The 11,962-nt window shown below is 63.2% G+C and carries 6 protein-coding genes; all 6 read right to left on the reverse strand.

All coding sequences use genetic code 11. The annotated features are described in order from the left end of the window. Positions 1 to 15: 15 nt before the first annotated feature. Genes JK208_RS09170 through JK208_RS09195 form a run of 6 tightly spaced genes read right to left on the reverse strand, consistent with a single transcriptional unit; the run spans position 16 to position 11,958 of the window. Positions 16 to 2,445 (reverse strand): ABC transporter permease, encoded by a 2,430-nt coding sequence (locus tag JK208_RS09170; RefSeq protein WP_211575770.1) that lies wholly within the window; start codon positions 2,443 to 2,445, stop codon positions 16 to 18. A gap of 59 nt (positions 2,446 to 2,504) precedes the next feature. After that, positions 2,505 to 3,869 (reverse strand): TolC family outer membrane protein, encoded by a 1,365-nt coding sequence (locus JK208_RS09175; RefSeq protein ID WP_249202061.1) that lies wholly within the window; start codon positions 3,867 to 3,869, stop codon positions 2,505 to 2,507. A gap of 30 nt (positions 3,870 to 3,899) precedes the next feature. Further along, entirely contained in the window at positions 3,900 to 6,335 is a 2,436-nt protein-coding gene (locus JK208_RS09180; RefSeq protein ID WP_211575772.1) for an ABC transporter permease, read from the reverse strand. 5 nt (positions 6,336 to 6,340) lie between these two features. Continuing rightward, positions 6,341 to 8,797: an ABC transporter permease gene (locus tag JK208_RS09185; protein WP_211575775.1), complete on the reverse strand. Its 2,457-nt coding sequence runs from the start codon at positions 8,795 to 8,797 to the stop codon at positions 6,341 to 6,343. Between the two features lie 5 nt (positions 8,798 to 8,802). Further along, positions 8,803 to 11,247, reverse strand: a complete 2,445-nt coding sequence (locus JK208_RS09190; RefSeq protein ID WP_211575780.1) for an ABC transporter permease — start codon at positions 11,245 to 11,247, stop codon at positions 8,803 to 8,805. Positions 11,248 to 11,274: 27 nt separating this feature from the next. After that, positions 11,275 to 11,958 carry an ABC transporter ATP-binding protein gene (locus JK208_RS09195; protein WP_146859045.1) on the reverse strand — a complete coding sequence of 228 codons (684 nt, stop codon included), beginning with the start codon at positions 11,956 to 11,958 and terminating at the stop codon, positions 11,275 to 11,277. Between the last annotated feature and the right edge of the window lie 4 nt (positions 11,959 to 11,962).

The raw sequence follows: 11,962 nt of genomic DNA on the forward strand, positions 1-11,962 counted from the left end.
TGTCTGTGCGGCCTGTTATCCGTTTTGGCGTAGGGCAGTGGCGGGGGGCAGGGTTGCGATGCGCCGGGTCTGGGTGATGATCGTCAGGACGGCGATGAAGATGGCGGCGGCCGTAACGGCGAGGAAGGGCAGGGGCGTCAGACTGATCCGGTCATCGAATGTGGACAGCCAGATCCGCATGAGGCCCCAGGAGGCGGGCCATGCGATCAGGCTGGCGAAAGCGACCGGGCGGAGAAACTGTGTGAGGAGAAGCCACAGCACGTCCCGCGTTCCCGCACCGAGGACCTTGCGGATGCCGATTTCCTGACGCCGTCTTGAGACATTGAACGCCGAGAGACCGTACAGTCCGAGGCAGGCAATGGCGATGGCGACGGTCGATCCGATACCGAACAGTGCGCCGTGGCTTTCATCTGCACGATAGTCCTCGGCGAAGAGGTCGGACGCTGTCCGGGCAGAGAAAGCGACGTCCGGTGCGATTTCGGCCCAGGCTTTTGCAAGACGCTCCATTTCGATCTGCGCGGAGGCACCGTTATAGCGGATCAGGCCGCCGATATAGGGGAACGAGCCGGAAGCCCCTGTGAACAGCAGCGGTTTCATGGGGGCGTTTGCCGAATGGATCCGGATATCGTCGATGACGCCGATGACATGATAGGTTTGAGGCGCGCCTGATTCCTGAATATCTTTTCCGATGGCAGTCTGCGGAGACGCAAACCCGAAGCGTTCGGCGGCGAGGCGCGTCAGGATGACGCTGGTGCCGTTGCCTGCTGTGAACGGGCTGGCGGGATAGTCCTGTCCATGGTGGGGATCGAAAAACCGCCCCGCGAGAAGATGCGCGCCGATCGCGTCGAAATACCCTTCGGTTGCGCGTCCCCAGTTCATCGAGTGCTTTTCGGGGTGGCCGACGAGCAGCCAGTCCTCGTTGTTGACGGCGTTATAGGGATAGATGTCTGAGCGTGTTGCGATCCGGACACCCGGAACCTGTGCCAGACGGGCCATGATGTCGCGCTGGCGGCTGAGAAGGGAGGCGTCGTCGAGTGCGGGGATGACGATCAGCCCGTCCTGCGTCATGCCACGATCCAGTGTCCGGACATGGCGCGCCTGAAGACTCATGACGAGGCTGCAGATTGCGAGTGTCATGGCGAAGCTGAACTGAAGCACGACCAGAAGGGAACGCAGTCCGCTCTCGATCCGTCCGCCCGCAGGGGTTTTGCTGGCGGCGAGGACGGCAGCGGGACGAAAGCTGGAAATGATCAGGGCGGGATAGAAGCCCGCCAGCGTTCCGGCCCCCAGTACGACCAGCGCATCAACCGACAGAACGAATCCCCAGTCCATCAAGAGGGTCCAGCCGCCCCACAGATTGACCCAGTGCAGGGCGAGTTCCGTCAGTGCCGTTCCGAGAATGGCGGCAATCATGACCATCAGATAGGCTTCGGTCATGAACTGTGCGATCAGGCGCGGGCGTGTTGCGCCCAGCACTTTGCGGACCGCCACTTCACGCGCGCGCAGGGCGGAGCGTGAAGTGGCCAGATTGACGTAGTTGATGATGGCCGTGGCCAGACCAGCCAGTCCGATCAGGCCCAGAATGCGGATGAGAGCCCGGCTGTTGCCGCCTTCTCCGATGTCGGCCGCGTGGAAATGGAAATCTTTCAGCGCAAGCAGGTCCAGCCCGCCGGTTCCGAACATGTCCTGAAGCATGTCCTTCGTCCAGTTTCCGGGATGTGTGTAGGGGTAATGGGCAAGACCGGCGTGGATGCGCGGGATGTCGCGCGGGTCGTCGATACGGAGCCAGATTGTGCCCCAGAGTGAACCCCAGTTCGTGAAGGCGGGCTTGGAGAGCCAGCCTGTCGGAATAACCTCGATGACGTCGAACTGCATCGTCTGGTTCGGTGGCTGGGGGGCGAGAATACCAGTCACGATTGCATCCGTCTGACCGTTATCGATCCGCAGTCGCTTACCCAGCGCCTGTTCGGTTCCAAAGTATTTTCGCGCCATATCGGCTGAAATCACGACCTTCCCAGGGCCATCCAGTGCGGTGGCGCGGTCTCCGGCGAGCAGGGGCAGTACGAAGACGGAAAAGAATTCCGGGTCCGTCATCGTCACCTTTTCCTGCGCGAGGATCGTCCCGCCCCGCACTACGAGCGTTTCTTGTAGAACCCTTATGGCGCTGCTGATTTCGGGAAAATCCTGCTTCAGGAACGGGAAAGGCACGAAGCTGATGAAATCGCTGTCGGCCGGTGCGTGTCCGGCCGGGCGGAAGGCTTCGTCCACGGCATAGAGATGCGAGACGTTGGGAACACTGGAATCATAACTGGTTTCGTAGCGCACGATCAGCGCCATCGTGAGGAAAACGGCGATGCCGAGCGCCAGACCCGCCAGATTGAGAAGCGTATAGCGTTTCTGGGCGGTAAGGGTGCGCCAGGTTGCTCTGAAGGTCTCTGCGAACATCGTTTTTTTCCTTACCAACCGGCCTTGTCGATGGCGGAGATCGGAGCCTGAAGGGGTTCTCAGCCGCGCGTGCGGGCGCGCTGGAGCTTCGCTGCGGCGTCGTAATGCGGAAGGTTTGGCAACAGGTCGTCGGCCTGCAGACGGCCCATCGAGGCGAGAAGGGTGGCTTCGGCGACGATGGTGTCGTGGCGGCTGCCGGCGAGTTCCACCTGTGCCGAGCGCAGGTTCTGATCGGCATAGAGCACGTCGGTCGTGCTGCGCAGGCCGTAGCCATATTCGATCTGATAGCCCTTGAGGGAGGTCTCGCCGGAGTGGACTTCCGCCGTCCCGGCGCGGATGGCTTGCAGCCCGTTTTCGACCGCGTGCCAGTTGGTCGCCACGTCCTGCAAGGCGGTGCGCCGGGCGAGTTCGACGCTCTCGCGGGCCTGTTCGTCCTTGTTGCGGGCCTGACGGATCTGCGAATTATACAGATCGCCATTATAGATCGGCTGCACGAGCTGGACGAGGCCCGTTACCTGCTCGCCATACTGGTCGCCGTGGAACGGGGAGGCCGGGCCGATCGTTCCGAACGTCCCCTGTACCTGAATCTGAGGGCCCCATTGCGAGCGCGCGGTGTCGATATCGGCGGCGGTGGCTTTTTTGGTTTCCTGCATCTGGATCAGCTGCGGATTGAGCGCCAGTGCGGTTTTTAGCGCCTGATCCAGTGTCGCGGGCAGGCCGGGCAACCCCTCAGGCATCGTCAGTGTGTCCGGCTCCGTCCCGATGACCGCGCGAAACTGCGCGACCGAGGCCGCGAGCGTGGCTTGAGCCTGCGTGACGGCGACTTCCGCCGAACGACGCCGGGTTTCCGCCTGTTCGACATCCGTGCGCGTCACCTGTTCGGAGGGTTGCCCGCCGAGAGTGTAGCGGGATGTTGTGAGCTGTACCTGACGGGTGAGCATGTCCAGATCGGCCCGGCGCACATCGAGAATGTTCCGGTCTCGCAACACGTTCATATAGGCCGTTACCACACCGGTGAAGACCTGTGCCTCGGTCAGTCGCAACTGGTGCAGCTCCGCTCGCGAGCGCGCATCCGCCGCGCGCACCTGATTGGCAACATGTCCGAACGAATAGAGCGTCTGTTTCGCCGAAACATATCCTTCAGCGGAATTGGACGTATAGGACCCTAGCGCGAAGGCGCTGGTATAAGGTCCCTGCTGGTAGGAAGCATCCATGTTGACCTGAACGGTCGGTCGCCAGCCGGAACGGGCTTGTGCGGAGTTTTCGGTAACGGCGCGCTGGTTGGCCTGTTCCCCCCGTAATGTTGGATTGCTGCGATAGGCCAGCGCCAGCGCCTCCTGAAGTGTCAGGGCTTCCGCCGGAGCGGGCAGAAGAGCGGGGACCGAGGCCAGCAGGGCGAAGAGGAGGGCTTTACGGTGGGTCATGGGCGTATCGGGTCCGGAAAAAGCGGGGGCTTACTGGGAGCTGAGAGCGATGGCGGGCGCGCTTCGGGCGCCACGGCGGATCTGGAGCAGGGTGGTGAGTGTGGCGAGCGCCAGCACGATCAGCGCGGTCAGGGCGAAATGGAGCGGGGAGAGGCTGATGCGCCGGTCAAACCCGGACAGCCAGCCCCGCATCACCCACCAGGCGACCGGCCAGGCGATGAGGTTTGCGATCAGGACGGGGCGCAGGAATTGCAGCACCAGAAGCCGCGTGACCTGTTCCGCCGTTGCGCCCAGCACCTTGCGGACGCCGATCTCGAACAGGCGGCGGCGCACGTTGAACACGGCAATGCCGTACAGACCGATGCAGGAAATCGACAGTGTTACGAAGGACGCGACGATCATCAGCGTTCCGCGCTGTTTTTCCGGCCGGGTGTCGTTGTCGATGATGTCGCCGACACTGCGTAGATTCAGCGCGCTTTCTGGGTAGACCTGCTTCCACACCGTGGCGATCGCAGTCCGGATGGCATTTTCGGGAGCGTGGTCGAAGCGGACGGAGAGCACGCCGTAACCGATCGGGCCGGATACGGCGTAATACAGTGCGGGCGTGACACTGGCGCGGCTGTTTTTGAACCGCATGTCAGCGACGACACCAATGACCGTCTGGACGTCCTTGCCGTGCAGTGTGATGGGCGCTCCGATGGCACTGGCGGCGTTCGTAAAGCCGAGCGCGCGGATGGCGGACTCGTTGAGGACGACGTTGTGGGTGCCGAATGTCCAGCTCTGTCCGCTCAGAAAGCTGTCGAACGGTGCGACTGGCATTGCGCGGCTGTCATAGTCGTGGCTCGTGTCGAACAGGCGACCGGCGAGGAGATGCGCGCCCCAGACAGGCAGCGTGGAGGGCTGCATCGCGACTACGGCCAGCAGAGGCGGCGGGTCTGAGCGTCCCGGACGGGTCGTATCGAATGTTATGCCCGCTCTTCCGCCGCCGGGTGCGTCGTCCGCAACCGTGACGCCGGTGACGCCGGGCAGGCCACGGACGAGATCGCTCAGGCGTTGCTGGCGCAGGCGCTCGGCCTGTTCGTTCGGCAGATAGCTCATCAGGAGGCCGGACTGGTGAAAGCCGCGATCCATCGTCTGGAGCAGATGGGTCTGGCGCCAGATGACCAGTGTGCAGATCGTCAGCGTCACGGCGAAGGCGAATTGAGCGACGGTCAGCCCCTCCCGCAGACGGCTGCCAAGACGCCCGCTTCCCGGCATCCGGGCCGAGGCGAGAACAGCCGCTGGGCGGAAGCGTGAGAGCATCCAGGACGGATAGGCCCCCGCGCAGGCCCCGCCGATGATGGCGGATGCCAGCAGCAGGGGCAGGGCGAAACCGAAATCGAGGCCGACCGGCCAGCCGCTTAAGGTGCTGATCCAGGGCAGCGTCAGTTCGGTCAGGACGAGCGCGACGACAGCCGCGATCAGGGCCAGACCGATGGCTTCCGCCGTGAAAGACAGTCCCAGTGTCAGGACCGTGGCGCCCAGCACCTTGCGCATTGCGACTTCCCGCGCGCGGGTTGCGGCAAGGGCTGTTGAGAGCGTGACGAAATTGACCAGTCCCGCCCCGAGTGCGAGCAGCCCGACGATACCGAGAATGATCGGCAGGCGTTCATCTGCCCCGCCCCAGCCAATGGTCGCGTCGAAGAAATGGAGCGTCGTGAGGGGACGTGCGCGAATTTTGAACGCCCTGGCGTCTTCCGATGACAGTCCGGCGGCATGACGCTGTACGATTCCATCGAGAAGATCGGGCAGTCGGGACGCAATGGCTGGTGAAACGCGCACCCAGGTCTCGGCCGCGCTCATTTCCCACGAGGACCCGGCCTGCATTGCAGCAGTGGAGGTCGGAACGAGAAGATCGAATTGTGGCGTGGTGTTCGGCGGCAGGTCCTTCAGGACGCCGGTGACATGGAGCCGTTCGGTCCGGCTCTTCTGCGTGATGTCCAGCGTCTTCCCCAGAACATCGTGATCCCGGCCGAAGAAACGCCGCGCCTGCGTTCGTGTCAGCACCACGCCTTCAGGAACAAGGGCCGTGCGCGGATCGCCCTCCGCCAGCGGGAGCGCGAAGACGTCGAACAGATGGGCATCCGTCCGGGCGATGAAAACGTCCCAGGCGTTGTCATTGATGCGGACGGTCGCTCCGGAGAAGCCGCGCAGGATCGCGGTTGCGTTCCAGTCCGGATGCTCCGCGCGGAGTGCGTCGATCAGCCGGATGCTGGAGACCGAGGCTTCCTTGTCGTCGAAGGCATCCAGCCGGTAGATGTGCCCGGCATCGGGGATCCAGCGATCGAAGGTGAATTCGTAACGCACGATCAGCGCAAGCGTCAGGAACGTCGCCATGCCGAGCGCCATGCCCAGCACGTTTAGCGTCGTGAACAGGCGGCGCTGGAGAATGCCGCGCCAGAAAACGAGGGCGATATGGGAAAGCATGGCGTTTACTCCGTTCTGAGCGCGCGGGCCGGTTCGGCACGGGCGAGGCGCAGGGTCTGTCCGAGGACGGTGAGGGCGGCGATAAGCAGGGTCACAAGGACGACGGCTGCAAAATCGAGCCAGGAGAGCGCGATGCGCTGGTGGAAGCCGGACAGCCAGGAGCGCATCACGAACAGCGCCGGAAAAGCCGCCATGACACAGGCCAGCAGGACAGGGCGCAGGAAATCACCGAGCATGAGGGTCAGCACGTTGTGCGTCGTGGCCCCGAGCGCTTTGCGGATTCCGACTTCATGGGTCCGCCGCAGGGCTGTGAAGGACGCCAGACCGTACAGGCCCAGACAGGCGATGAAGATCGCGATGCCGGACGCGATGGAGAACAGCAATCCCCGGCGCTGCTCCGTGATGTAGAACGTGGACATACGGTCCTGCACCGTGCGGAAACTGGTCGGATCATCAGGGAAAACCGGGTCCCAGGCCGATTTGAGGCGCGTTTTCATGATGTTTTCGGACACGCCCGAGAAACGGACCGATGCATGGGGATAATCGAGGGCGGCGGTTGAATTGAACGTAATCTGCGGCGAGACGTCATAGCGCGCGGAGACGAAGCGCATGTCTTCCATGACGCCGATGACCCGCAGCATGACGGGACCGCTTTTGAGGGGCGTGCCTATGGCGCTTTCCGGTGAGGCAAAGCCCAGCCGGGACACTGCCGTGCGGTTGAGGACGACGTTCCATGTTTTTCCGGACGACTTGTGGAACGCTTCGTCGCCGGGGCTGTCGTCTTCGCCATGGCTGCTGTCGAACCAGCGACCCGCGAGCATGCGGGGCCGATAGGTCGTGGCGTAGTCTCCGACGACCGTATCGCCAAGGACATGAATGTCTTCGCGATGGGGGCCGACCGGCGTCACGTTGAAGCGGTGGCGGTTGTCGATATGCGGGGTCAGTTCGGACAGGGAGGCTGAGACGACGCCCGGCGTATGGCGCAGGGCTTCGAGAATTGCCCGCTGCTTTCCGATGTCGCTCGTCATGATGTCGGAGCTGATCAGGATGCCGTCACGGGCGAACCCCAGATCCTGTGACTGCATGAAATGGGCCTGCCGGTTCACTACCAGCGTGCAGATGGCGAAGGCCACCGCGAAGGCGAACTGCACGATGACGAGACCGTTCCGCAGCCGCGCCGCGCCCCGTCCGCCAGACGGCATACGCGTGGCCGCCAGAACATGCGCGGGCTGGTAGGAAGACAGGATGAGCGCGGGGTAGATCCCGCAGGCAAGCCCCGTCAGCAGCACGGTTCCGAGAAGGAAGGGAAGGGTGAAGCCGTAATCCATGTGCAGGGTCGTGCCGGTCAGGGCGGCCGTAAAGGGGAGGGCAATCTCGCACAGCGCAAGCGCGAGTGCGCCCCCAATGGCGGTACTGGCGATCGCCTCACCGACGAACTGGACGAACAGCGTCTTTCGCGCGGCGCCGAGCGTCTTGCGGATGGCGACTTCCCGCGCGCGCAGGCCGGAGCGGGCCGTGGCGAGATTGATGGCGTTAAGCACGGCAAGGAGAAGCGCGAGCGCGCCGATCAGTGCGAGAATATTCACCACCGAGCGATCGGTCGCGTCATCGCCCCCGACGACATGCAGGTCATTGAAATGCGTCTCGCGCAGGCTGACGAGGGACAGGGCGAAGCGCCGTTCGGGATGAACGCCCTCGCTGCTGTCATCATTCGCCGTACCGGACGCATGGTCGATCACGAAGCGGGTCAGGTTCCCTGCGATGGCGGTACGGTCGGCTTCGCTCCGCAGACGCAGGAAGATATTGCCCGAGCTTGAACCCCAGCGTGTGAACTGTGCTTTCTGCATTTCATCGGACGGGAAAGGCGTGATGGCGTCCGGGGCGATCGTGACCGGACCTGTGGCACGGGCCAGTACACCTGTAACCGTCTGACTGCTGCGGTGCCCTTCATGATCGGTTGTGATCGTGCGTCCCAGCACGTCGGTCGTGCCAAACAGGGCCTGTGCTGTCCCGGCGGAGAGGATGATGGCGTCGGGCCTGCTCAGGGCTGAACGCGCGTCGCCGTGCTCAAGCGGGAGGGCGATGATGTTGAAAAAGGACGGGTCCACCATGGCGGCGTCGGCGGAGATGCTTCTGTCGCCGGTATGGAGCTGGTAGTCTTCCGTTTCGTAGCGCGTCGCATCGACGATCTGCGGGAAATCGGTGCGCAGGAACGGAAAGGCGATGAACGGGACATCGGCATATTCCTGCGGTGCGCTACCCGGGAACATGAGATGGGAGTCCAGCCGAAGGATATGCGTCGCGTCGGGAATGGTCGCGTTGAAGCTGTATTCGTAACGGACCTGAAGGGTCAGCACGAGGCAGACCGCCATGCCGAGCCCCAGCCCGAGGACGTTGAGCACCAGATACAGCGGCTGACGCCGGGCTTGACGGAGGATGCTGCGCAGAATGGCGAGATGCATGACAGTTACTCCGCGCGCAGGGCGCGGGCGGGCTCGGCCCGGGCGAGGCCGAAAGTCCGGCCGAAGATTGTCAGCGCACACAGCAGTGCGGCGAGCAGCGTGGTGAGCACGAAATACAGAGGTGTCAGTGCGACCGGGTTGTCGAAGCCCGTGAGCCAGTTCCGCATGAACACCCACGCCACCGGCCAGGCGATCAGGCTGGCGTACAGGACGGGGCGCAGGAATTGCCCCAGCAGCAGGCGCATGATCTGCGCGGTCGTGGCGCCCAGTGTCTTGCGGATGCCGACTTCGTGCATCCGGCGTTCGGCATTGAAAGCCGCCAGTCCGTACAGACCGAGGCAGGCGATGGCGATGGCGACGGCCGCGCCAATGCTGAACAGACGGCCGCGTGCGATATCGGCCCGGGTTGATTCCGCGATGATTTCGGTCATGGTCTGGGGCTCGAACGGAACTCCGGGCGCCAGTGTCGGCCACGCCTTGCGCAGTGTGCTCAGAACACGGGGCATCGCACCCGGTGCGGCCCGGAACGCAATGATCCCCTGCTCGATCGGGTTTGTTTCAAGTTCGTAGATTGAGGGAGGCAACGTTTCCTGCCCCGAATTGAGAATAACGTCCTCGACGACACCGACAATCGTACGTTTCTCGGCGATATGGCTGTCACCAAACATGAAGGTCTGTCCCAGAGCGGCCTGCGGCGAAGAAAAACCGAGCTTGCGCGTTGCTTCTCGGCTGAGGACAAAGTTCTGCGCCAGCACGTCCGGATTGCCGTTTTTCGTGTGTGTGACATCTGTCGCGCGGGCAGATGTTGTCAGGCGTCCCGCGAGCAGGTGCAGCCGGAACGTCCTGAAGAATGCTTCGTCATGGGCGACGGTCTGCGCCATGAAGGCTTTCTGGCCGGGTGCGCGGTGGACGCTCCCGACGTCGTAGCGCCCGAGTGTCCCTCCCGCCGAGACGGACAAGTCGGTGACGTCGGGCATGGCGCGCAGGAGGTTCACGATGGCGGTCTGCTGCCTGTCCAGCGCGTTGAGGTTTTCTGTGGCGATAATGGCGAGGCCGGGGATCGTCATGCCCCGGTCCAGATGACGCAGATGCAGCGCCTGCGCGTTGACGACGAGGGTGCAGATCCCGAGCGTCACGGCGAATGCGAACTGGAACCCCACCAGAAAGAGCCGGATCCGTGCACCGAAGCGCCCCTGTGCCGGAAGGCGGGCGGAGGCGAGGATGGGTGCGGGTGAAAAGGAGGACAGCATGAAGGCGGGGTAAAAGCCGGCTCCCAGCGTGAGGACGACAATGACGGCGCCCAGGAGCGGGAGCGCCCAGCCGTAATCCAGCGTCACGGCCCAGCCTGAGAGGCTGGCAACTGTCGGGACGGCGATCTCCGTCAACACCAGCCCCAGTATGGCCGCCAGCGTCGTCAGCACGAGGGTTTCCCCCAGAAAGCGGATCATCAGCCGGGTGTGGGAGGCGCCGAGAACCTTGCGGATGGCCATTTCCCGTGCCCGTCCCAGAGACTGCGCTGTGGCGAGATTGACGTAATTCATCGCCCCCGCGAGCAGGGAGAGGGTGCCGATTGCGGCGAGTGCGAGCAGCACGCTGCGTGATGCCCCGTCCTCCGCCACGCCATCGGAGCCGAAATGAACGAGCGGGAGAGGAACAATCTTGAGGGTCATTTTTTCACCCCCCGGATCTTTCTGCTCAATGGCGCGGGACATCGGGGAGGCCATCAGGACGTCATGGGCGTTTTGAAGAAAAGACTGGCGTAATGCGGGTGTGGGCAGCACCGCGTATGCGTGCGCGCACATCGTGTCCCAGCCGTCGCAGGGGCGGTCCGCACCGGTCTTCGGGATTGCGGCAATCAGATCGGTCGGGATCGTGGTGTTGGACGGATGGTCGCGGAGTACTCCTGTGACACGATAGATGGAGGTTTTCCCATGACGCGTGACCTCCAGTGTCTGGCCGAGCGCGGGTTTTTCCCCAAACAGCTGCCGCGCCATGGTCGCCGACAGGATGATGTTTTCGGGCGAGGAAAGAACGGCTGGGGAACCGGCTGTGAATTTCAGGTCGAAAAGGTCGAAGAAATTCGGATCGACGAAGCTGACCGTCTGGTCGTAATGCACCGTTCTGCTGATGTCCGAGGGCGCCACCAGATCTGCGGAGATCTGTTCAAGGCGCGTGCCTTGCAGACCGGGCATACGGGTCTGGACTGCCGGAAGCACCGGGTCATGAAGCGCGGCCATATGAAATGTGCCGCTGCCGATCATGAAATCAGCCTGTAGTTCGTAGATCGACGCCGAGTGCCGGTAAAAGCTGTCCCAGCTCAGTTCGTAACGCGCCACCAGCGCCAGTGTGAGAAACGTGGCTACGCCCAACCCAAGACCGATCACATTCAGGGCGGTATAGAGCCTGTAGCGCACGGCCAGCCGCCAGAAATCCGATATTATCGTCCTCATGGCCCTCGGTCCTCCCTTGCTGTCGCTTCAGATCGCGTTGCGGACGGAGACGACGACCTGTCCGTCGAGCATGTCGATGCGGCGGCGGGCGAGGTCGGCGTGGCTGGGGGAGTGCGTGACCATGATGATGGTGGCGCCCTCGTCGTTGAGGCGTTGGAGGATGTCCATCACCTGTGCGCCGTTTTCGGTGTCGAGATTGCCGGTCGGTTCGTCGGCGAGGATGAGGCTGGGTTCGCCCACGATGGCGCGTGCGATGGCCGCGCGCTGCTGCTGGCCGCCGGAAAGCTGGGAGGGGTAATGCCGCGCCCGATGGGCGATGCCGACATGGTCCATGGCATGGGACACACGGCTCTGCCGCTCGGCTTTGGGCATGTTGCGATAGATCAGGGCGAGTTCGATATTCTCCTCGATCGTCAGTTCGTCGATCAGGTTGAAGCTCTGGAACACATAGCCCAGATGTTCGCGGCGGAATTTCGCCAGTTCTGCCTCGTTCATCGCCGTCAGTTCATGCTCGCCGAAGCGGTATGAGCCGCCGGTCGGACGGTCGATCGTGCCGAGGATGTTGAGCAGCGTGGATTTGCCGCAGCCCGACGGCCCCATGATCGCGACGAATTCGCCTTTTTCGATCTGGAGTTCGATGTCGTGCAGAGCGGTCGTCTCCACTTCGTCGGAGCGGTAGAGGCGCTGGATGTGCGAGAGTTCGATCAGCATGGTG

Origin of the sequence: Gluconobacter sp. Dm-74 (assembly GCF_018256135.1) — a bacterium.
In the GTDB taxonomy this organism is placed as follows: Bacteria; Pseudomonadota; Alphaproteobacteria; order Acetobacterales; family Acetobacteraceae; genus Gluconobacter; species Gluconobacter cadivus.

What these genes read in the sequence shown, in the direction of transcription:
- JK208_RS09170 (WP_211575770.1), bottom strand. Translation starts at nt 2,445, where the DNA reads ATGTTCGCAGAGACCTTCAGAGCAACCTGGCGCACCCTTACCGCCCAG.
- JK208_RS09180 (WP_211575772.1), bottom strand. Translation starts at nt 6,335, where the DNA reads ATGCTTTCCCATATCGCCCTCGTTTTCTGGCGCGGCATTCTCCAGCGC.
- JK208_RS09185 (WP_211575775.1), bottom strand. Translation starts at nt 8,797, where the DNA reads ATGCATCTCGCCATTCTGCGCAGCATCCTCCGTCAAGCCCGGCGTCAG.
- JK208_RS09175 (WP_249202061.1), bottom strand. Translation starts at nt 3,869, where the DNA reads ATGACCCACCGTAAAGCCCTCCTCTTCGCCCTGCTGGCCTCGGTCCCC.
- JK208_RS09190 (WP_211575780.1), bottom strand. Translation starts at nt 11,247, where the DNA reads ATGAGGACGATAATATCGGATTTCTGGCGGCTGGCCGTGCGCTACAGG.
- JK208_RS09195 (WP_146859045.1), bottom strand. Translation starts at nt 11,958, where the DNA reads ATGCTGATCGAACTCTCGCACATCCAGCGCCTCTACCGCTCCGACGAA.